Annotated in this window: 12 protein-coding genes and 11 pseudogenes; 11 read left to right on the top strand and 12 right to left on the bottom strand. The window is 56.5% G+C overall.

Going from position 1 to position 22,093, the window contains the following annotated elements:
* Positions 1-97: 97 nt before the first annotated feature.
* Positions 98-550: pseudogene (gene artM / locus SOPEG_RS02995) on the top strand (arginine ABC transporter permease ArtM); the annotation flags it as partial.
* Positions 551-571: 21 nt separating this feature from the next.
* Here the strand turns inward: artM and rlmC are convergent.
* From rlmC to rimK, 8 genes and pseudogenes are all read right to left on the bottom strand, one after another.
* Positions 572-1,595 (bottom strand): annotated as a pseudogene (gene rlmC, locus SOPEG_RS02990) (23S rRNA (uracil(747)-C(5))-methyltransferase RlmC).
* 62 nt (positions 1,596-1,657) lie between these two features.
* Positions 1,658-2,073: pseudogene (locus SOPEG_RS29100) on the bottom strand (YbjO family protein).
* Between the two features lie 151 nt (positions 2,074-2,224).
* Positions 2,225-3,070 (bottom strand): putrescine ABC transporter permease PotI, encoded by an 846-nt coding sequence (gene potI / locus SOPEG_RS02980; RefSeq protein WP_025244243.1) that lies wholly within the window; start codon positions 3,068-3,070, stop codon positions 2,225-2,227.
* Positions 3,067-4,026, bottom strand: a complete 960-nt coding sequence (gene potH, locus SOPEG_RS02975; protein ID WP_025244242.1) for a putrescine ABC transporter permease PotH — start codon at positions 4,024-4,026, stop codon at positions 3,067-3,069. Before potH ends, potI begins: the two co-directional genes overlap by 4 nt.
* A gap of 14 nt (positions 4,027-4,040) precedes the next feature.
* The gene (gene potG / locus SOPEG_RS02970) at positions 4,041-5,177 is read right to left on the bottom strand and encodes a putrescine ABC transporter ATP-binding subunit PotG (RefSeq protein ID WP_025244241.1); all 1,137 of its coding nucleotides are present in this window, start codon (positions 5,175-5,177) and stop codon (positions 4,041-4,043) included.
* Positions 5,178-5,303: 126 nt separating this feature from the next.
* On the bottom strand, positions 5,304-6,413 hold the full coding sequence (gene potF / locus SOPEG_RS02965; protein ID WP_025244240.1) for a spermidine/putrescine ABC transporter substrate-binding protein PotF: 1,110 nt from the start codon (positions 6,411-6,413) through the stop codon (positions 5,304-5,306).
* A gap of 461 nt (positions 6,414-6,874) precedes the next feature.
* Positions 6,875-7,354, bottom strand: a complete 480-nt coding sequence (locus SOPEG_RS02960; protein WP_025244239.1) for a type III secretion system chaperone family protein — start codon at positions 7,352-7,354, stop codon at positions 6,875-6,877.
* 244 nt (positions 7,355-7,598) lie between these two features.
* Positions 7,599-8,482 (bottom strand): annotated as a pseudogene (gene rimK, locus SOPEG_RS02955) (30S ribosomal protein S6--L-glutamate ligase).
* 284 nt (positions 8,483-8,766) lie between these two features.
* Here rimK and SOPEG_RS02950 point away from each other — a divergent pair.
* Positions 8,767-9,022, top strand: a pseudogene (locus tag SOPEG_RS02950) (GrxA family glutaredoxin).
* Between the two features lie 64 nt (positions 9,023-9,086).
* Here the strand turns inward: SOPEG_RS02950 and ybjM are convergent.
* A complete protein-coding gene (gene ybjM, locus SOPEG_RS02945) occupies positions 9,087-9,275 on the bottom strand; it encodes an inner membrane protein YbjM (RefSeq protein WP_025244238.1) in 189 nt (62 codons plus the stop codon).
* A 282-nt stretch (positions 9,276-9,557) separates the two neighbouring features.
* On the opposite strand from ybjM, the gene SOPEG_RS27025 reads away from it, so the two are divergent.
* From SOPEG_RS27025 to SOPEG_RS02930, 3 genes and pseudogenes are all read left to right on the top strand, one after another.
* Complete coding sequence (locus SOPEG_RS27025) at positions 9,558-9,899, top strand: hypothetical protein (protein WP_148296981.1); 342 nt, start codon at positions 9,558-9,560, stop codon at positions 9,897-9,899.
* A gap of 115 nt (positions 9,900-10,014) precedes the next feature.
* Positions 10,015-10,938 (top strand): annotated as a pseudogene (locus SOPEG_RS02940) (IS5-like element ISSoEn1 family transposase).
* 1,118 nt (positions 10,939-12,056) lie between these two features.
* Positions 12,057-13,340 (top strand): annotated as a pseudogene (locus SOPEG_RS02930) (serine/threonine transporter).
* A 138-nt stretch (positions 13,341-13,478) separates the two neighbouring features.
* Here SOPEG_RS02930 and SOPEG_RS02925 read toward each other — a convergent pair.
* Positions 13,479-14,672: a serine hydrolase gene (locus tag SOPEG_RS02925; protein ID WP_025244236.1), complete on the bottom strand. Its 1,194-nt coding sequence runs from the start codon at positions 14,670-14,672 to the stop codon at positions 13,479-13,481.
* A 531-nt stretch (positions 14,673-15,203) separates the two neighbouring features.
* Here SOPEG_RS02925 and SOPEG_RS25895 point away from each other — a divergent pair.
* From SOPEG_RS25895 to SOPEG_RS02900, 3 genes and pseudogenes are all read left to right on the top strand, one after another.
* Positions 15,204-15,520: pseudogene (locus SOPEG_RS25895) on the top strand (glutathione S-transferase N-terminal domain-containing protein); the annotation flags it as partial.
* A 72-nt stretch (positions 15,521-15,592) separates the two neighbouring features.
* Positions 15,593-16,801, top strand: a pseudogene (locus SOPEG_RS02905) (IS256-like element ISSoEn2 family transposase).
* Between the two features lie 22 nt (positions 16,802-16,823).
* Positions 16,824-17,153, top strand: a complete 330-nt coding sequence (locus SOPEG_RS02900; RefSeq protein ID WP_025244232.1) for a glutathione binding-like protein — start codon at positions 16,824-16,826, stop codon at positions 17,151-17,153.
* Between the two features lie 14 nt (positions 17,154-17,167).
* On the opposite strand, the gene SOPEG_RS02895 is transcribed toward SOPEG_RS02900, so the two are convergent.
* Positions 17,168-18,283: a PQQ-dependent sugar dehydrogenase gene (locus tag SOPEG_RS02895; RefSeq protein WP_200867854.1), complete on the bottom strand. Its 1,116-nt coding sequence runs from the start codon at positions 18,281-18,283 to the stop codon at positions 17,168-17,170.
* A gap of 246 nt (positions 18,284-18,529) precedes the next feature.
* Here SOPEG_RS02895 and SOPEG_RS02890 point away from each other — a divergent pair, with 246 nt between their 5' ends.
* Positions 18,530-19,360, top strand: a complete 831-nt coding sequence (locus SOPEG_RS02890; RefSeq protein ID WP_025244230.1) for a 5'-nucleotidase, lipoprotein e(P4) family — start codon at positions 18,530-18,532, stop codon at positions 19,358-19,360.
* Between the two features lie 45 nt (positions 19,361-19,405).
* On the opposite strand, the pseudogene SOPEG_RS02885 reads toward SOPEG_RS02890, so the two are convergent.
* Positions 19,406-19,594 (bottom strand): annotated as a pseudogene (locus tag SOPEG_RS02885) (glutathione ABC transporter permease GsiD); the annotation flags it as partial.
* Between the two features lie 164 nt (positions 19,595-19,758).
* On the opposite strand from SOPEG_RS02885, the pseudogene istA reads away from it, so the two are divergent.
* Positions 19,759-21,314 (top strand): annotated as a pseudogene (istA, locus tag SOPEG_RS23910) (IS21-like element ISSoEn3 family transposase).
* A gap of 11 nt (positions 21,315-21,325) precedes the next feature.
* Positions 21,326-22,075 carry an IS21-like element ISSoEn3 family helper ATPase IstB gene (istB, locus tag SOPEG_RS02870; RefSeq protein ID WP_025244228.1) on the top strand — a complete coding sequence of 250 codons (750 nt, stop codon included), beginning with the start codon at positions 21,326-21,328 and terminating at the stop codon, positions 22,073-22,075.
* Positions 22,076-22,093 lie beyond the last annotated feature (18 nt).

The following is a 22,093-nucleotide window of genomic DNA, read 5'->3' as shown; positions in this document are numbered from 1 at the left end:
CAAGATGATGTCATTTTGTGGATCTTTTATTGTGAATATAAATAAATATAAATAAGTTATATTTATAAAAAAGGAGTAATCTGCCTCCCTGTGCGCCATCCCCTGGCTCTGGTCGCTACTGTCACAGCCCTGGTTATGCGCCATGGTGGCGCTGGCGCTTAACAGCGCGGCCTACAGCACGCAATTGTTTGCCGGCGCGATGCGCGCCATTCCTGATGGTCAGTGGCAGTCCTGTGCGGCGCTGGGCATGAGTCGGTTCCAGTCGCTGCGGCTGCTGATGCCGTTTGCCATCAAGCGCGCCCTCTCCTCTTACTCCAACGAAGTGGTGCTGGTGTTCAAAAGCACCTCGCTGGCCTATACCATTACCCTGATGGACATGATGGGACAGAGTCAGCTGCTTTATGGCCGGACCTATGACGTGATGGTGTTCGGCGCGGCGGGGATTATCTATCTGTGCGTCAACGGTGTGTTGACGCTGCTGATGCGCACGCTGGAGCGGCCGGCGCGCTGGCCGCACCGCGTTAAGGGGATACGGCCAGACCGCCTCTGACACTGGCGGGCGGCCGCGGACTTAGCCTGCCGCTACCGGCGTCGCCGCGCGGCGCTCCAGCAGCACCAGCGTTTCATAATGAGCGGTATGAGGAAACATATCGAATAGCCGGACGCGGCACACCCGGTAATCCTCCAGCTCGCCGAGATCCCGCACCAGCGTCGCGGCCTGGCAGCTGGAGTACAGGATCCAGCGCCTGAAACGAGACCTGCTCCAACCCTAATTGATGTGCCGACTGGCGTGCGCTGGCGATGGCCTCCGCGCTAATTTCTATGCCGGTCAGCTGCATGCCGGGACGGCAAAGGTGCAGACCGAAGCCGCCCACGCCGCAAAACAGATTCCAAAACCGCGTCACCGGCAGCGCGGCGACCCAATCGCGGGCGGTAGCGTACAGGCCGGCGGCGACCTGTGGGTTGGTCTGGAAGAAGCTCTTCGGCCGTATATACAGCGGCACCTGGTTAAGCCGCTCCTCCAGCGCACGGTCCGGCGTCAGCACGATTTCCCGCTCCCCTTCGAGGACCGCCATCGGTACCGGCTGTAGGTTGACCGAAATGACCCGCAGCTGCGGCAAGCGCGCCTGTAGCCAGGGCAAGGCCGCGCGTAACTGCGCCAGCTTGGCCTCGGAACGCAGCACAAAGCGCAGCATCATCGCGCCATCATGGCGGCTCTCGGTCAACAGCAGGAATTTCAGTTCGCCGCACCGACGCGCCACATGGTAAGGCGTCAGCCCCGCGCGCGGGAAAAACTGTTTCACAACGGCGAACACCGGCGCGAAACTGGCCGGATAGAGCGGGCAGGCGCACAAGTCCACCCCGCCATCGGCAATGCCCAGCAGCGGCCGCTCAACGCTGCCGCTCACCACCATTTTGGCTTTATTGCGCATCCCCTGCGGCGCGGAGCCCATCGCCGGCTGCCAACCGTCGTCGGGCACGGCAGGCAACAGCGCGGCCAGCCGGCGCTGTTTTTCCGCGAGCTGCTGGCCATAGGGCATGGCAAGCCACTGGCAAGAGCGGCAGCGTTCGGAGGTGAAAAGTTCGCAATGCATGGGCGGTTTCGGATATTGGCAGGCGGAACGGGGGCGCATTGTAGCACCGCCCTCGCGTCAAATCATCTACGGCGGGCGAAAAAACGGTGGCTGGACGGGGCACCGAACAGCAGCGCGATAATCAGCAGATCCGGCAATTTCAGCATCAACACCTCATAGCTGATTTGCCCGGCGCTGTCGCCCGGCAGCATAAACATTTCCGGATAAAACCCCCGCCAGGTGGCGAAAAACAGATAGAGGGCGCTTATAATCTGGCAGCCTAAATAGCACCAGCGGGTCCAGGGCACGGCGCGCAGACACCAAAGCCGCAGCGGATTTCGATGAATACCATGGTCAGGCTGGCCAGGAAGAGGCCGGTCAGATCCCAAGCGCGGCTGCTGTTGCTGACAAAACTGTGCATCCCGTTGACGCCAAACGCATTAAACAGCACCACCACGTCCAGACAACGAATGGTAATCAGCGCGATCCCGGCTATCATCACCGCCACCGGCGCGCCGATGGGCACCCGAACCCGGGGACGGGCGCCAACGGTGGTGCTGTTTCTCAGTATCTCCGACATCGCCTCTCTCCTTCACGCTCGCGCCGTTTGCCGCCGGCGCACTCCCTAAGATTAGCAACGATTCCGTTTATCAGCCACGCGCGGCGCGTTGACGATCGCGCTGATGCTGTTTTTCCTTCCGGGACATAAGCCACCAGGCAATAAGGCCTATCACCCCCACCACCGCCAGGATGAGCGTGGCCAACGCATTAATCTCCGGATTGACCCCCATGCGCACGCTGGAGAAAACCAGCATCGGCAGCGTGGTGGAGCCGGGACCGGCGACGAAACTGGCGATAACCAAATCGTCAAGGGACAGGGTAAACGCCAGAAGCCAGCCGGAGATGATGACCGGGGCGATCATCGGCAGCGTAATGATGAAAAACACTTTCACCGGGGTCGCGCCCAAATCCATCGCCGCCTCTTCAATCGACTGATCCAGCTCGCGCAAGCGCGAGTTCACCACCACCGCCACATACGCGGTGCAAAAGGTGACATGCGCCAGCCAGATGGTAAACATACCGCGCTCGGCGGGCCAGCCTATCGCGTGCCCCAGCGCCACAAACAGCAGCAGCAGGGACAGACCGGTTATCACGTCCGGCATCACCAGCGGCGCGGTCAGCATAAAGGCAAACCCGCCGGCGCCGCGAAAACGGCCGAAGCGGACGATCACCACCGCCGCCAGGGTCCCCAGCACCGCCGCCATGGTGGCGGTCGACGCCGCCAGGGTCATACTCAGCGTCACGGCGCTAATCATCGCGTTGTCATGCACCAGCACGAGGTACCACTGGGTGGACCAGCCGGCCCAGACCGTGACCAGCCGCGAGCTGTTGAAGGAATAAATCACCAGCATCAGCATCGGCGCGTAGAGAAAGGTGTAGCCCACCAGCAAGATCACGATGCGCCAGGGCGAACGGACCACCGGTAACTGATTCATCGCTGATCCCCCATGGCTTTGTTCTGATGTTTATGGAACCACATGATGGGCGCTATCAGCAGCACCAACATCACCACCGCCACCGCCGAAGCCACCGGCCAATCGCGGTTATTGAAAAACTCCTGCCACAAGATCCGTCCGATCATAATACTGTCGGGCCCGCCGAGCAGCTCGGGGATCACATACTCCCCCACCGCCGGAATGAAGACCAGCATCGAACCGGCGATAATGCCGCCTTTGGTGAGCGGCACAATAACCTGGAAAAAAGTTTTCAGCGGCCGCGCGCCCAGGTCTAGCGAAGCTTCCACCAGCGAATAATCCAGGCGGGTCAGCGCGGTATAGATAGGCAGGATCATAAAGGGCAAATAGGCGTATACCACGCCAATATACACCGCCAGATTGGTGTGCAAAATGACCAGCGGTTGGTCGATAACCCCAAGCCACATCAACACATTATTCAGCACGCCGTTATTTTTCAAAATGCCCATCCAGGCATAGACCCGAATCAGAAACGAGGTCCAGGAGGGTAAAATCACCAGCAGCAGCAAAATATTACGCGTCGATGCCCGGCTGTGCGCCACCGCCCAGGCCATGGGATAGCCCAGCAGCAGGCAAAAAAAGGTCGACACCGCCGCGACTTGCAGGGATTGCAGATAGGCTTCGATGTAGAGCGGATCGTCCAGCAGCTGCATGAAATTGGCGAGATTGAGCGAAACGGTCAGCGTACCGTCCAGCCACGCAACCAGATCGGTATAGGGCGGAATGACGCGTGCCATTTCGGCCAGACTGATTTTAAATACAATCAAAAACGGCAACATAAACAGCAGCAGCAGCCACAGGTACGGCAGGAGAATCACCGCCTTGCGGCCGTGGGCCATCTGCAAGCGCGTCAACAGGCCCGGGATCACCACGCGCCGCGCGCCGCCGGTCGGCGATTTAGGGTTGGCGTTGGACATACAATTCCCCTCCCCTATACGGTAAGCACAATACAGCTGTCCGCATCCCAGCACAGGTTTACCTGGTCGCCCCAGGTGGGCGTGCCCTTGCGGTAACGGTGGGCATTGGTCAGCTGGGCGCTGATAATCTGCCCGCTGTTCAGACGGACGTGGTAAATGGACAAATCCCCCAAGTAGGCGATATTGATCACTTCCCCGACGGCGAAGTTGCAGCCGTCCGCCGGCGCGCCCTCGCACAGCATAATTTTTTCCGGCCGCAGCGCCACGTGAACCGGCACGCCGTCCACCACCGAAACATCGGTATTGACCCGAAGCGGAGACAGCAGGCCCGGGCTTTGCAAAATCAGCGCGTTGTCGGAACGCGCTTTAAGCAACCCCTCGAACATATTTACCGAGCCGATGAATTCGGCGCTGAACCGGCTGTTGGGGTGCTCATAAATTTCCTCCGGCTCGCCGATTTGCACAAACTTGCCGCGGTTCATGATGGCGATACGGCCCGCCATGGTCATCGCTTCTTCCTGATCGTGGGTGACCATGACGCAGGTCACGCCGACCCGTTCGAGAATATCCACCACTTCCAGCTGCATGCGATCGCGCAGTTTCTTATCCAGCGCGCCCATCGGTTCATCCAGCAGCAGCAACTTGGGCCGTTTGGCCAGGCTGCGCGCCAGCGCCACCCGTTGCCGCTGGCCGCCGGACAGCTGATGGGGTTTACGCGCCGCGTATTCCTGCATATGCACCATCGCCAACATCTCATCCACCCGCTGTTTTATCTCCGCGCGCGGCAGCTTGTCCTGTTTCAGGCCGAAGGCAATATTCTGCTCAACCGTCATGTGGGGGAACAGCGCATAGGATTGGAACATCATATTGATCGGACGCTGATAGGGCGGCGTATGGGAGAGGTCCTGGCCATCAAGAACAATGGCGCCGTGGGTCGGCGTCTCGAATCCCGCCAGTATCCGCAGTAGAGTGGATTTGCCGCAGCCGGAAGCCCCCAACAGGGCGAACATCTCCCCTTTATAGATAGTCAGACTGACATCATCCACCGCCATCTGTCCGTCAAAGTTTTTGGTCAGATTGCGGATTTCCAGCAAAGGCGTCACCATTTTGCGGGCGCTGTTGGACGGCGGACGGGGTAGTGCATCGTTCACTAACATCACTCTCCGGTATCGGCGGGGACAGCGGACCGGCTCGGCCGGCGCATTGCCGCGAACAAAGCATAACAGGCGGGGGTGAGCCGCCTGTCGGTTAAGGTAAGCGTAGCGTAATTCGCCGGGTTATTTGCCGCTTTTTACTTTCGTCCAGGAGCGGGTAATCACACGGTCGATTTTCGGCGGCTGCACTTTCAGGGTAAACAGTTTAGCGCGCACCTCCGCCGGCGGGTAAATACCTGGGTTGTCACGCACTTCCGGGTTTACCAGCGCCGTGGCCGCTTTATTGCCGTTAGCGTAGAAAATCTGATTGCTGGCGTCGGCAATGACCTGCGGCTCCAGCAGATAGTTGATGAACTGGTAGGCTTCATCGAGGTTTTTGGCGTCCGCCGGAATAGCCAGCACGTCAAAGAACGCCTGCGCCCCCTCTTTCGGAATTGAATAGGCGATATTAACGCCGTTTTTCGCTTCCTTGGCCCGGTTGGTGGCCTGCATAACATCACCTGCCCAACCGATGGCGCCGCAAATATCACCGTTGGCCAGATCGTTAATGTACTGCGAGGAGTGGAAGTAGCAAATGCTCGGCCGCAGTTTCAGCAGCAAATCGGTGGCCGGCCCGGTGTAATCAGCAGCGTTGTCGCTGTTGGGGTCTTTACCCAAGTAGTTGAGCACCGTTGCGTAAATCTCGGAAGGGGCGTCGAGGAACGAGACGCCGCAACTTTTCAGCTTCTCCAGGTTCTCCGGCTTGAACACCAGATCCCAGCTGTTAACCGGCGCATCTTTGCTCAGCACCGCCTTCACCTTATCGACGTTATAGCCGATGCCGGTGGTAGCCCACATATAGGGAACGGCATATTTATTATCGGGATCGTGGCGGCTGATAAGCTTGAGCAACTCCGGGTCGAGGTTTTTGTAATTGGGCAGTTTGCTCTTATCCAGCGGCTGGAATACCCCGGCCGACAGCTGGCGCTCCAGGAAACTGGCGGAGGGCACAACGATATCGAAGCCGGTGCTGCCAGCCATAAGTTTCCCTTCCAGCACCTCATTGGAATCGAAAACGTCATAGACCACCTTGATGCCGGTTTTCTTTTCAAAATCAGGCACCGTATTCGGCCCGATATAGTCCGACCAATTATACACGTGCAGCGTTTTCTGCTCCGCGAACGCAGAGGCGGAAACGGCCATCAGTAAGCCGGCAATCGCACCAGTAAGCCATGTTTGACGTTGGGTGAACATCCGTTACTTCCTCCCTAAACCTTCATCTAAAGGCGGCGTTAATGTCGCTGCACCGATCCCGCCGATTGGCAATAAGCGCGATCCCGGCATTCAAGGGTGGCCTGTGCGGTGAACCCGCCGCACAACGGCCGGTGGCTTGCACGAGGTAGCGCCGCGGTTGCACGCGCTAACCTCCCGCGTCAGGCGTCCACAAAGCCGATCGCCAGCATAACCGTACAGGCGTTCCCGCGCCAGTATTCGGCGTAAAAAACGACTTTAAATGATTAATTATGCATTTCCCCGCATTTTCGGGTGTAACCGGCCGGCGAAAGGCAAATAAAATAGCGCATAATATCCCTTATGCAGTATAAAGGCATACGACGCTTGCGATCGGCAGGATAACACCTTGGCGCGGCCGATGTGGCCATCGGCCATGACGCGGCAAACCATGAGGAATGCCGGGCGCGCGGACCAGAGGCGGCTTAATGAATCACCGGCGTTGAAGGGGCATGGGCGTCGCTGTCGTCCTCTTCGCCCATAAATAACAGATCGTTGGCGCGCGCCTCCATAATCAGCATAGAAATCTGCTCCTCCGCCTGCTGCATAAAGTGGCGAAACTGGCCGAGGGTCACCCCGGCAGCGCTGACCAGGGCCTGGCAGGCCACAAGTTTGGGCGGGTTGTCGTCTTGAATATCGATGAACGCTTTCACCGTCAGCGAACTGGCGTTGATCTGGCTCAAATCCCCCACCAGGGCGATAAGGGCCGTCGGCCGTACCTCCGCCATAGCGGAAAACAAGATGACATTGTCAACCAGATCGACCTTGGCATCAAAAATACCGTCGAAATTCTGCATATGCGGCAAGTGCAACGCCTGGCAAGAGTCACATTCATAGAATGATAAATTCAGCTTCTCCAGCCAGCGCCTCAGGATATCCAGATCCGGTACGACAAGTGAATCCATATAAGGCCAACCTCTTCTCTAGTATGAAACGGGGCATAGCTTACGGAATAATAAATAGTAGCGCTATGGTCAAATGCAGCAATTTCACCTTCCCTTACCGGAGATTGGCGACGACGACGCAAATCCGGCCGCCGCTGACCGCGTCGGCCGGGGAACAGGCGATTGATTTTTAAGCAATCCCCAGGCGCGCGGCGGCGACGACGCCCCGCGCGCCGGTTTTATCCGAAAAACGGGTTGTTCTAGCTTACCGGCAGGGTCGAGCGGCGAGACGGGCTTCAATAAAGGCGATCATCAGCGTGGCAATATCGAGATCGCTCGCGGTTTCTATGCCTTCCAGCCCCGGTGACGCATTCACCTCCATGATCAACGGCCCCCGCTTTGCACGCAGGATATCCACGCCGGCCACGTTCAGGCCCAGCGTTGCCGCCGCGCGAATCGCCATCGCCCGCTCCGCTTCGCTGATGATTACTGGCCGCGCGCTGCCGCCGCGATGCAAATTGGAACGAAAATCGCCCGCTTTGGCCTGGCGCTCAATCGCCGCCACGACTGTATCGCCTATCACCAGACAGCGGACATCGCGCCCATCGGCTTCGGCGATAAACTCCTGCACCAGAAACTGCGCTTTCAGGCCGCGAAACGCATCGATGAGGCTTTCCGCCGCCTGTCGGGTCTCTGCCAGCACCACGCCTATCCCCTGCGTCCCCTCCACCAGTTTGACCACCAGCGGCGCGCCCCCCCACCATCGTTATCAAATCGCCGGTATCGTCCGGCGAGTCGGCGAAACCGGTGATAGGCATGTCAATGCCCTGGCGCGCCAGCAGCTGTAGGGAGTGCAGTTTGTCGCGCGCGCGGGTAATGGCGGCGGACTCGTTCAGGGCATAGCTGCCCAGCATCTCGAACTGGCGCAGCACCGCGGTACCGTAAAAGGTCGTCAAGGGACCGATACGCGGAATGACGGCATCGTAAAACTTAAGCCGCTGGCCGCGATAGTGAATCGAAGGGGCCGCGCTATTGATATTCATATAACAGGAAAGCGGATCGATAATGTCGACCTTATGGCCTCTGGCCTGAGCGCAGCCGGCGGCAGGAGAACAGGGTCCCATCGCGGGAGAGAATGGCTAGTTTCACACTTTATCCAGGCAAAATATCGCGTTGGCGACATCATAATCCCCCCGCCGGCGGGGGTCGAGAAAAGATTCGGGCGGCGCCTGGGGCTGCCTCAGGGCAGCGTTGCGCCCGCGGTTCACGCCCCGCGGGCGCCCGCTTGACGCCAAAGATTGGCTACGGCCATGAAATCGAGAGGTAATTTCTGCTTTTTTTTACCCGCCGGGGCAGGCATAGTGAATCGCGGCAAAACAGCGGCGTACGTCGCGCTTGCCGTTTCGATATTCGTTCATGTAAGAGGAGTGGTTATGTTTGCAGTCATTTTCGGTCGTCCGGGTTGTCCTTATTGTGTTCGCGCTAAATCGTTGGCTGAAAAACTGACCGCGGAACGGGATGACTTCACCTACCGTTATGTTGATATCCACGCCGAAGGCATCTCCAAGGCCGATCTGTCCAAAACCGGTGGAAACGGTGCCGCAAATTTTTGTTGATCAAATTCATATTGGCGGCTGCACCGATTTTGAAGCCTATGCCAAGGAAAATCTGAGCCTGTACCCGTCCTGACGGCGGCTACCGCCCGCCGGTGGGATGCTTTGACCCGGTCCACGCCGCCGTTTCAGCCGGCGCTTCAATGGGCCGGATGGTGCATCAGCATCCCGGCGAAGCAGCAGCCCAGCGCGCCAAAACCGCACCAGAACACGGCGCTCAGCAGATAAGTCAGCTGGTGCCACAGGCTGTAGCTGGTCGTGACGCCGATATTGAACAGCAGCCAACAGACCGCCGCGGCCAGCAGTGCGCCGAGTATACCGGGCAGCATAAACAGCAGCAGGCCGAATTGCCCGCCGTGGCCCTATGTGGCCAAGGACACCAGAGCGGTTTTTTGACTGATGAAAATAAGCACAAAAACCAGCGAGCTGACCGCAATGCCTGCGTTATACTGATGAATCACCATAGTTGCCTCCCTCATAGATACCCGCCACGATGGCGGCAATAATGCCTGTTTCCCGGTGAAAAAAAGCAAGCGCCCCCGGGTGGAGGGGGCAGAAATCCCGGCAGACGGCCGTTACGCCCGTCTGACTTTTGGCATTCATGTGCCTATATGCGCGTCGCAGCAAGTAACGTCGCGGGAGGTCAGGCAAGCCTGGCCGCCGGTGAAATTGGTCAAGTAAATTTAACGGTTAACTTCAACTATATCAAGGCGTTTCAGGTAAAATATCGGTTACACGTTCGGGTACATCCGGTCATATTTTTGTTACGGCGTGCTGCAAAAGTATTAGTGATTTGCTGCCGGGCGCGGGCGTCAATCGCGGTGACGACAGCGCAACGTCCCGCCAACACGATAAAAGGATTGAGCTTTTCCCCTATTAACCCGATGGCCCAACGCCATCAACGCCTGCGCTATTTTTTCCGGCGACATTCCCGGGGGTTATTTACTGGTTAACGGACTGTCACCGTTTTTGAGGGACTTTTGCCCCGGCGAGGGCTTTGTTGAATAAATCGAACTTTTAGGTGACTGGCGGCTCTGATCACTACATTCGTTTCAACATCAGGTCCCCATGGCAAAGCAAAAGTTTAAAATCACCAACTGGCCCGCATACAACAATGCGCTCAGGCAGCGGGGGGACATGACAGTATGGCTTGATGAGTCAGCCATTGCTGCATGGACTGAGAGTACACCACCTGAACATCGTGGCCGGCCGCTTCACTACACCGATATGGCCATTACCACGGTTCTGATGATAAAGCGCGTGTTTAACCTTTCGCTCCGGGCGTTACAGGGTTTCGTTGACGCGATTTTTAAACTGATGGGGCTGTCGCTGCGCTGCCCAGATTACTCTCTGGTCAGCCGGCAAGCAAAAACCGTCGACATCAGCATAAAAACGCCAACCCGCGGCGAAATCTCACACCTGGTCATCAATGGCACCGGCCTGAAAATCTTCGGCGAAGGCGAATGGAAAGTCAGGCAGCATGGGGCTGAGAGGCGCAGAGTATGGCGCAAGCTTCATCTGGCAGTAGATAGCGCGACACATGAAATTATCTGTGTCGATTTATCGCTAAGCGGTACGACAGATGCGCAGGCGCTGCCTGGGCTGATTAACCAAACCCACCGGAAAATCAGGGAAGCGTCGGCTGACAGTGCTTACGATACGCGTTACTGTCATGATGTTCTGCTGAGGAAAAAAATAAAGCCGCTTATCCCACCGCGAAGTGGTGCGCAATATTGGCCAGCTCGATACCATGAGCGTAACCATGCGGTGGCAAATCAGCATCTGAGCGGCAATAACGATACCTGGAAAAAGAAAGTAGGTTATCACTAGCGTTCACTGGCTGAAACGGCCATGTTCCGGTTTAAAACACTTCTGGGTGGTCATCTGAGTCTGCATGACTATGACGCGCAGGTAGGTGAGGCTATGGCAATGGTCAAAGCGCTTAACCGGATCACGCTGTTAGGAATGCCAAACAGCGTCCGCATCATGTAACAATCGCCCTGATAGGGAGGAAGTCGTCACAAATTTCGGATTTATTCAACAAAGCGCCCGGCGAGCGCAATTTTCGGAAATTTCCCTAATACATGGACGTTCAATCAGGCAAGGGGCATTGGGCGGGTGCGATCCATCGCGGTACGGCTATTACCGCCAGTCTGGTTCAGTTACCTTGTCAAGCAAGGAGTGCGGCAGCCGCCAGACGCCGTGGCGACAACGTTACGCAAGCGTCATCCTCAGAAGCGGGTTAGGGGTATTTGCTGTCAGGCTACGCGGGCGGCTTAACGGAGAGTAAAAAATTATTTCTCGCGGCGGCAGAACTTTTGCCCCGCCTCCCGGTCCTACTTTATGCCACTGCTTTTCTTTGATGTCCCCATTTTGAGGAGCCCGAGCGTCCCGCCTATTAGGTTCAAGACGCTCGGGTTTTTTATTTTGCTTCGTCCCTATCCTTTTATCACTCTCGCCGCCGCTACTTCCTTGGTCGCAATATCGGTTTGCGTTACACCAATAGACACGGCGATCGCCAGCAAAATGCGCCAAACGGTAGCGTCACAGGCACTAACCCGTCAATAGCGACCGCGAAAGGTGTGTTATCGACAAAACAAAGCCAGTCATTTCATGCGCTATTGCCCTTGTTGCGCAATTAAACACCATAACTGGGGTGTATTTTCTTCACGTGATATATTTCCCGGAATAGAGTCCCGTTATGCGTATTATTTAGCCATTCTTCATGACACGTAAATTTTACATGTAACGTGCGCAATTAACAAAAAATAACCTAGAGACGAAAAAGAGAAAACTAAATTTTACCTATTAAAATATAAGCACTACCTTTAAACTTTTATATCATGAACGCCAATGCATTCGCTCAATGATTGACTCATGCCAGAGAATATTATGCCATAATCGGTTATTGCAATTAAATATTCGACCGGTGTCAAAAAAAATGGCATTAACGCTGGAAGTGGCAAATAAACGCATTATTATTCCCCCGAAGATTTTCGATAAATCCAAGACGAATAATTGAACCACCTCGATATAATTATTCAAAACAGAGTAACGGCGGCTGCGAGAATTTATTGCCCGCCAGCCTTTGCGTTTTATTCGGAGAATTTATGGACATAACAAAAGCTTCCCGCGCGCGGGCTATCCCGTTCGACGCGGCCTGGCGCAAAACCGATACGGTATGGATGTTGGGACTTTATGGCACGGCTATCGGCGCCGGCGTTTTGTTCCTGCCCATTAATGCGGGTATCGGCGGGCTGCTGCCGCTGCTTATCATGGCGCTTATCGCCTTTCCCATTACCTTTTTCGCCCACCGGGGCATGACGCGGTTCGTGCTGTCGGGCAACGGTAAATGCAACGACATTACCGATGTGGTGAAGGAGCATTTCGGTAACCGCATGGGTAACTTCATTACGCTACTGTATTTCTTCGCCATCTATCCGATCCTGCTAGTCTACAGTGTCGCTATCACCAATACCGTCGAGAGTTTCATTGTGCATCAGCTCGGCTACAGCACGCCGCCGCGGGCTTTGCTGGCGCTGCTGTTAATAGTGGGGCTGATGATGATTATCTGGCTCGGGAAGGACATTATCGTCAAGTCAATGAGCGTGCTGGTGTTCCCTTTCGTCACGGTGCTGGTGTTTTTGTCGTTCTATTTAATCCCGTACTGAAGCGGCGCGATATTTCATGCGCCGCTGGTGCAGCCGCAGGCCGACGGCGGCGGGCTGCTCAGCACCCTGTGGTTAGCGGTGCCGGTCATGGTGTTTTCCTTTAATCATTCCCCTATCATCTCGTCATTCGCCATGTCTAAACGCGAAGAATATGGCGATGCGGCCGAATCGAAATGCTCCCGCATCCTGGCCTGTAGCCATGTGATGATGGTGCTGACCGTGATGTTTTTCGTTTTTAGCTGCGCTTTAAGCCTTTCGCCGGAAAACATGCAGGAGGCCAAAGAGCAAAATATTTCTATGCTGTCCTATCTGGCCAACCATTTTGATAATCCCTTTATCGCCTCACTCGGGCCGATTATCGCTTTTGTCGCCATCGCCAAATCCTTTTTGGGGCACTATCTCGGCGCCCGCGAAGGGTTTAGCGGGCTGGTGACCTCGGCCCTGCAGGCGCGCGGCAAGGAAATTTCCGCCGGCGCCATGGGCAAGATAACCGCTGTATTCATGCTCTTAACCGCTTGGCTGGTCGCCACTATCAACCCAAGCATTCTCGGGATGATTGAAACCTTGGGCGGCCCGGTTATCGCCATGCTGCTGTTCTTGATGCCGATGTACGCCATCAACAAAGTGCTCGCCATGGCGCGCTATCGCGGATTGGCGAGCAATTATTTTGTTTGGGCGGTTGGGCTCGTCGCGCTGACCGCGACCGTCTATAAGCTCATGTGAGGCGTTGCGCCGGCGATGTCTGTCTAAAGCGGCAGCGTCGCCCGACGGCACAGCGCCGGCGCTATCAGCCGACGGGCGCTGACGGTAGGCGCCTGCGGCGGTGCCAGCTTCGGCAGATCGCATCGGCGGCGGCGGGGTTTAGCTGAACAAACCGTGGATCTTCAGTAAGATCCAGTCCCACAGCGTGCGGAAAATGCCGCCTTTCTTCACCTCCTCCATCACCACCAGCGGGCGCTGCTCGATGACATTGCCGTCCAGACTGAAGTTGATGGTGCCCACCACCTGATCCTTGGCCAGCGGCGCTTCCAGATGCGGGGAGGAGAGCGTGAAGGACGCCTTCAGGTTTTTCAATTGCCCTTTCGGCAAGGTAATCGCCGCATCCTGCGCGACGCCTAAATTCACCTGGCTGCGATCGCTAAACCACACCCGCTGTTGAGTAAAGGGGCGGTCTTTTGGAATAGGCATCACGGTTTCATAAAACCGGAATCCCCAGGTCAACAACTTCTCACTCTCGCGAAAGCGAATACCATCGGTCGGAGCGCCCAGCACCACGGAAATAAGCCGCATGCCGTTATCGGTGGCCGACGCCACCAGATTGTGACCGGCGCCGCTGGTATAACCGGTTTTCACGCCATCGACGGCCAAATTACCGCTCCACAACAGACGATTACGGTTAGGCTGTTTGATTTTGTTGTAGGTGAACTCTTTCTCTTTGTACAGCGCGTACTCGTCCGGCGCATTGCGAATCAGCGCCTGACTGAGAATGGTCATGTCCCGCACGGTACTGTACTGCCCTTGCGCATCGAGGCCGTGTACCGTCAGAAAATGGGTGTTCTTCAGCCCCAGCGCCGCGGCGTACTGATTCATCAAACTGACAAAGGCGTCCTGGCTACCGGCAACGTGGTCAGCCAGCGCGATGCTGGCGTCATTGCCGGATTGGATAACAATGCCTTTATTGAGATCATCGACCGTCACCTGTTCGCCCGGTTTCAGGAACATCAGCGACGAGCCGCGCAGAACCGGATTGCCGGTGGCCCAGGCGTCTTTACCGATCGTCACTTTGTCCGCCGGATGAATTTTGCCGGCTTTCATCGCCTGTCCAATGACATAGCTGGACATGATTTTGGTGAGGCTCGCGGGGTCTAGGCGCTGATCGGCATTGGCTTCCGCCAGCACCTTGCCGCTTTGGTAATCCATCAGGATATACGCGCGGGCGTTGATTTCCGGCGCGGCGGGCGGGGCCTCAGCGGCGTGGGCAACAGGGATGGCAAGAACCAGTAAGGTGCCCAAAGCGAGGGCATAACATTGAGTGCTGAAAACAGGTTTCATCATGACGAGGCCAGAGTATCCATTCAATAAGAGTCACCGCGGGTAATCCGGTGGCGGATGTTGCGCGCATGGCCGGCAGGGGCCGCGCACATGTCTATATCATGTTCTAGCAAATTTACTCTAATCGAAACCGTTTAACTTTGCCGCATTGGCGCGCGCCTGTCAGCCCTTTTATTGTCAATTTTTTCAGTGACCACGCGGTATTGAGGAAATAAAACCCTTCCAGCGCGGGCAATTGATTAAACGCCGCTAATACGTCACAGCATAAGAATTATTAACCAATAACTCCATTTGCAATCAAATAGATTGCGAATGGACATAATCAGTCAAGCCGGCGGCATCCCCGCGCCGGACGAGACATCATCACCTGCGTAGCGTCCAAGAACCCGCCCGCGCCGTCTGCCGTGTTTTCTGGCGATCGGCGCGCGGCCGTCGGCGCCGCGGCTTGGGCAGGGCGCATCGCTGAACGCAGCCTACCCGCCGTAATTGCCGACAGTAAAAGCGTAACAACCATCATTTCGCTGTGGAGGCGTTATGTTAACGATTTGGGGTCGTGAAAATTCGGTCAACGTCAAAAAGGTACTCTGGTGCGCGGCGGAGCTGCAGCTGGTGTTTAATTTCATTCCGGCGGGGGCCAATACGGTAAGAATCAGGATGCGCCCTTCTTGTCGCTGAATCCCAACGGGCTGGTCCCCTGTCTGCAGGATGATGAAAACGATTTGGTCCTGTGGGAATCCAATACCATTGTACGCTACCTCGCCGCTCGCTACGGTCAGGATGTCTGGCTGCTCAGCGATGCCGCGGAGCGGGCGCGCAATGAAAAATGGATGGACTGGACGCTGTCTTTACTGAAGCCTGTTTAGAAATTTGTGTATTTGCCTGATTTTGATATGTTCAATCCAACATCAAAAACAGGTTAATTTATGGACGAAAAACAGTTGCAGGCTCTGGCTAACGAACTGGCCAAAAATCTCAAAACCCCTGAAGATCTCAGTCACTTCGATCGGCTGCTGAAAAAAATCAGCGTCGAAGCAGCTCTCAATGCCGAAATGACCCATCACCTCGGCTACGATAAAATCAGCCTAAACCGGGGACCAACGCCCGCAACGGCTATTCCACAAAAACCGTTACCACTGGCGATGGCCCGCTGGCGCTGCGTACTCCGCGCGATCGTGACGGTTCCTTTGAACCGCAACTGGTGAAGAAGAACCAGACCCGGATTACCGGGATGGATAACCAGATTTTATCGTTGTACGCCAAAGGGATGACCACCCGCGAGATCGCCGCCGCGTTCAAAGAGCTGTATGACGCCGATGTCTCGCCGGCGCTGGTCTCAAAGGTCACCGATGCGGTCATGGAGCAGGTTGTCGAATGGCAAAACCGGCCTCTGGATGCAGTCTATCCCATTGTTTATCTTGACTGTATCGTTCTAAAAGTCCGGCATGACAGCCGCATCATCAACAAATCTGTGTTCCTGGCGCTGGGCATCAACATCGAAGGCCAGAAAGAGTTGCTAGGTATGTGGCTGGCCGAAAATGAAGGCGCAAAGTTCTGGCTGAACGTGCTGACAGAGCTGAAAAACCGCGGCCTGAACGATATCCTTATCGCCTGCGTAGACGGGCTGAAAGGTTTCCCTGACGCTATTAACGCGGTGTATCCGGAGGCGCGGCTCCAGCTGTGTATCGTACAGTATGGTGCGCAACAGCCTGCGGTTCGTCTCCTGGAAGGACTACAAGGCCGTCACCCGCGACCTGAAAGCTATCTATCAGGCCCCTACGGAAGAAGCCGGCTTGCAGGCGCTGGAAGCATTCTCCAGTGCCTGGGACATCCGCTACCCGCAAATAAGTCGAAGCTGGCAGGCAAACTGGGCCAATCTGGCCACGTTCTTTGCCTACCCAACGGACATCCGCAAGGTAATCTACACGACCAACGCCATCGAGTCGTTAAACAGCGTGATCCGGCATGCCATCAAAAAGCGCAAGGTGTTCCCGACCGACGACGCAGTGAAAAAGGTGGTGTGGCTGGCGATACAGGCGGCCTCACAGAAATGGACAATGCCTTTGAGGGACTGGCTCATGGCAATGAGCCGCTTTATTATCGAGTTCGGTGACCGCCTGGATGGTCACTTCTGAGAAAAGGCATTTACACAGAATCGTGTACAGGGTCTCTTTACTGGCCCCCGCGCTGCAACCGCTGTTTGTCAGCCTGGTGCGCACGCCCGCCAAACAACGCGACGCGGCGGCCATCGAGCGCGGTATCGCGGCCTGTGAGAAGCTGTTCGCCATCGCCGACGGCGCGCTGGAGAAGCAGCCGTGGTTCGCCGGCGACGCTTTCGGCATTGGCGATATTCCTCTCGGATGCCTGGCCTATAATTGGTTCAACCTGGCCATCAAGCGGCAACCCCGCCCGCGCTTGGAGGCCTGGTATCAGACGTTGTGCGAGCGAACGGCCTATCAACAGCGGGTCATGCTGCCGCTCAATTGAAACCGGCGCGCGGCTTAGTCCTCCTCCAGGCCCACCCGCAACAGCTTACCGTTGCGATCATCGGTCAGCACATAGAGGTAACCGTCGGGGCCGGCGCGGACATCGCGGATACGCTCGGCGCGATCCGTTAGCAAGCGCTGCTCCGACACCACATCATTTCCCTTCAGGCTTAGGCGCAACAGCGCCTTGGTTTTTAGCGCGCCGATGAACAGCGAATGGCGCCAGGCGGGAAAGCGCTCGCTTTGATAAAACGCCATTCCGCTTACCGCCGGTGAATGTTGCCAGAACCAAACCGGCTGATCGGTCCCCTCGACGATGCCGCCGCGCGCCTCGGGGATCTTCAACCCGGAATAATTGATGCCATAAGTGGCGATCGGCCAGCCGTAATTGGCGCCTTTATGCAGGATGTTTATTTCGTCTCCGTCGCGCGGGCCGTGTTCATTCTCCCACATATCGCCGGTCCAGGGATTCATGGCCAGCCCCTGCGGGTTGTGGTGGTCGTAGGTCCAGATTTCCGGCCACGCGTTTTCCTGATGCACAAAGGGATTGTCCTCCGGCACCTCGCCGTTGGCGTGCAGGCGCACTACTTTGCCCTGATGCTTGCTGAGGGACTGAGCGGTAGGGCGGCGATTGTTTTCCCCCAAGCTGATATAGAGCATGCCTTGGCGATCAAACGCCAGCCGGCCGCCGAAATGCTCGCCGCTGGACAGTTTCGGCCCCTGGCGGAAGATGATGTTGAAATCGGCGAGATGGCGGTTGTCTTCCGACAGACGACCATAGCCGACCGCGGTGCCCGCATCCTGTTTGCCCTGCTCGGCGAAGCTGAGGTAAATCCGCCGGGATTGGGCGAAATCCGGCGCGGGCAGGACGTCGAACAGCCCTCCCTGCCCGTGGGCATACACCGCCGGCACGCCGCTAATCGGAGGCGACAGCGACGCACCGGGCTGCCAATAGCGCAGCCGGCCCGGTCGTTCGGTGATAAGAATCCCGCCGGCATCGTTTAGAAACGCCAAAGACCAAGGGTGTTCCAAACCGCCGAGCACTTCCGTGACCTGGGTGCGGGCGGCGTTGGCCGCCAGGGGCAATCCCAGCAGGCCGGTGGCAAATAACAAAACGAGCAACCCTCGCATGATGAATTCTCTCGGTGACATGATGTGTTAAGCGTAGAAATGTTGCGTCGGATCCGCGACAACGAAACGGCGGCTTTACATTTACTGACACTGGACTTTCCATCGTTGCGGGCTTTACTATTTGTGATTAATAACTAGCGTGTTATTAATTATTTAAGGATTTTATTGCACAATGCGCTTATTTGCGCCGGCGCGACCCTTCCCGCAGCGGCGGTGGATGATGTTGGGAAAGCAACAGGAGTGACAATGCAGAGGTTAACCCGCGGTATCGCCCTACTCGCCCTTGGCTGCCTAATAAGCGGCTGCGCCCCGCGGCAGCCACCCGCCGCGACGGCGTCGACGGCCCAGGCGCAATTGACCAGTCAAACGGTCATGGCGGTGAACTGGATGCAGCAATCCGGCGAAATCAGCGCGCTCGCCTATCAAGCGTTTAACAGCGCCCAAACGTCGTTTTTACAAGCCAAGGCGCGGCCGTGGATGAAGAAAGCCGTGGTGGTGGATTTGGATGAAACCATGATCGACAACAGCGCTTATGCCGGTTGGCAGATTAAACACGCGCAACCGTTTAGCGAGAAAACCTGGAGTCAATGGACCCAGGCGCGCGAAGCCAAAGCCATGCCGGGCGCCGTGGCCTTTTCCCAATTCGTGGCCCAGCATGGCGGACGCATGTTTTACGTCTCCAACCGCGCGCAAGCGGATTTCGCCGCCACCGTGGATAATCTGAAAGCACTGGGCTTTGCCGACGTGACGCCGCAAAGTCTGCTGCTAAAACCCACCGGCGGCAGTTCCGACAAAACCGCCCGCTTCCACGAGGTGGAACAGCAGGGCTACGACATTGTCGTCTATGTCGGGGACAATCTGAACGATTTCAGCGGCGAGCCGTATCACCGGCTTAATAGCAAACGTCGGGATTTCGTCAACCGCCATCAGGGCGATTTCGGCCGTAAATACATTGTGCTGCCTAACCCGAGTTACGGCGATTGGGAAGGCGGGTTGTCGAAGGATTATTGGCCCGCCAGCGATGAGCAGAAGCTGAAAATCCGCGCCGAGCGCATTGATGCCTGGGACGGCAAATAACCCGCGTCGCGCCGGGTGACGCCGGCGCGGTCATCGCGCGGTCCCTCAGCCCTTTAGCCGCGAGTCCAGCGCATCGCGTAAACCATCCCCCAGCAGATTAAACGCCAGGACGGTCAGAAATATCGCCAGACTGGGAAATAGCGCGACATGGGGCGCAACGACCATATCGGCCCGCGCTTCATTAAGCATCGCGCCCCACTCCGGCGTCGGCGGCTGTGCCCCGAGGCTGAGGAAGTGCTGGTTCCGGTCACATCCGATCACTGATTCCGATTTCACCCGATCACTAATTCTGATTTCATCCGATCACTGATTCCGGTCGCCCGATCAGCGATTCCGATTCTGTCCGATCGCTCATCTTCTGTTCCGCCATACTCTGGAGACTTTTAGCTTCCGGGGGCATGGCACGTAAAAAGAAGAAAGCGAGAACGAAAATGTGCATCTATATTAATGTCTTACGTATGAAATTCGAGCAGCGTCGCTCGAATCGCACTATCGCAGCAGCGCTCGGCATAGGCTGTACTACCGTGCACGATATCCTCGGCCGATTCACGGTAGCTAACCTGGTCTGGCCATTGCCGGCGGAACTGTCCCCCGTCGACCTCGACCGCCTGCTCTATCCCGGCAAATCCGGAAAAGTTATCAATACTTTACCCAGCTGGCTTGATATCTATACCGAGTTAAGCCGCAAGGGCATGACCAAGCAGCTGCTCTGGATGGAATATCAGTCCGCCGTGGGCGGTGATGCCCTCGGTTACTCACAGTTTTGTGCACTGTTCCGTGACTGGAAAAAGAAGCAGCGGCGTTCCATGCGCATGGAGCACAAGGCTGGCGAAAAGCTCTTCATCGACTTCTGTGGCCCCACCGTACCTATCGTCAACCCTGCGACCGGTAGCGTACGCCAGGTCGCTATCTTCGTCGCTGCCATGGGCGTGTCAGGCTATGCGTATATCGAAGCCTGCGAAGGCCAGGACATGGCATCGTGGCTCAACGCCAATAGCCGCTGCCTGCACTTCATGGGTGGGGTTCCGGAGCTGATGATACCTGATAATCTGCGCAGCGCTGTCAGCACCCCTGACCGCTATGAGCCGGTCATAAACCAGAGCTACCAGGCGCTGGCAAATCACTATGAGACAGTGGTGCTACCGGCGCGCCCGAGAAAACCGAAAGACAAGGCGAAGGCAGAATCAACTGTGCAGCTGGTAGGGTAGAACGCTGGGTTTTGGCCCGGTTGCGTAAACGTAGGTTCTACTCGCTGGCCGAACTCAACCAGGTGATACGAGAACTCAATCATGAGTTGAATCTGCGCCCGATGCGTCATTACGGCGAACAAAGTCGCCTTGAACGCTTCGAGCAGCTGGACAAACCGGCTCTTGGGCCTCTACCGCCCACACAATGGGAATACAGTGAGTATCTCGTTGCCCGAGTGGGACCTGATTACCACATAGACTACGGCAAAAACTGGTACTCGGTGCCGCATCCGCTGGTTGGCGAGCGCGTTGACGTCATCGCCACCCAACGGCTGGTGCAAATCCACCATAAGGGCGTCTGCGTGGCTACGCACCCTCGCAGCGATAACGCCTATAGGCACACGACTCAGGCGGCGCACATGCCGGCTAACCATAAGGGGCAGAGTCAGTGGACGCCGGAAAGGCTGTGCAGTTGGGCGCTGTCGGTGGGTGTGTGCACACTGAAAGTGGTCGAGTCCATCCAAAAGAGCAAAGCCCATCCGGAGCAGGCTTACCGCTCCGTGCTGGGGCTACTCAATCTGCAACGGCGCTATGAGACGACGCGACTGGAGAAGGCCTGCGCGCTGGCGTTGGAGAAAGGATGCATTAACCGCTCTTTCATAGCCAACGTATTGAAACACGGTCGTGAAAGTGAGGTCACCCAGGACGGAGCCGGCGTATCAATGCTGGTTCACGAAAACCTCCGAGGTCCGGACAGTTATCACTAAGGAGAATAAATATGGATACACTGTTAATGGCTCTGCGAGAGCTGAAGTTGTCGGCAATGGTCCAGGCGTTGGAGACGCAACGCGAACTCCCGGGGAGTTATGGGGAGCTGGGGTTCGAGGAGCGGTTGTCGCTGATGGTAGAATCGGAAAATTTGCATAGTAAAAACAACCACATATACTGTCTGCGACGGCAATCGCAAATGCGCTTGCAGGCAAAACCGGAAGATATCCGCTATATCCCTAGCCGAGGAGTGACACCGGAACAGATGCGAGATCTGCTAGGGGGACAATATCTGAAATATCAGAAAAGCATCCTCATCACGGGGCCGACAGGTACGGGCAAAACCTGGCTCAGTTGTGCGCTTGGTGAGCAGGCATGCCGGCAGCAATATAGCGTGCGTTACTGGCGAGTGGGTCGGTTGCTGGCCCATCTTCACCAGTGTCAGGTAGACGGGACCTATCTAAAACAGCTTAAGCAGTTAGAAAAAATAGAGTTACTGATCTTGGACGACGTGGGCCTAGAATCAATAAGTCCGATGCAGGCAACGATGCTGTTGGAGGTGATGGAAGATCGCTACGACAAAAGCAGCAGCATCCTGATCAGTCAACTGCCGGTGAAAAAATGGTATGGACTGATAGAAAACCCCACGACAGCTGACGCGTTACTCGATCGGTTAGTACATCCCAGCTATAGACTGGAATTTAAAGGCGAATCACTACGCAAAGAGCAAGGAGTAGCCAGCACAGGAAAAATAGACTAAACCCGAGTCAGAAGATGA

This window comes from Candidatus Sodalis pierantonius str. SOPE (genome assembly GCF_000517405.1).
Taxonomy (GTDB): domain Bacteria; phylum Pseudomonadota; class Gammaproteobacteria; order Enterobacterales; family Enterobacteriaceae; genus Sodalis_C; species Sodalis_C pierantonii.
Note: the sequence above shows the minus strand (reverse complement) of the source record. Positions and strands in the feature narration are given on the sequence as shown.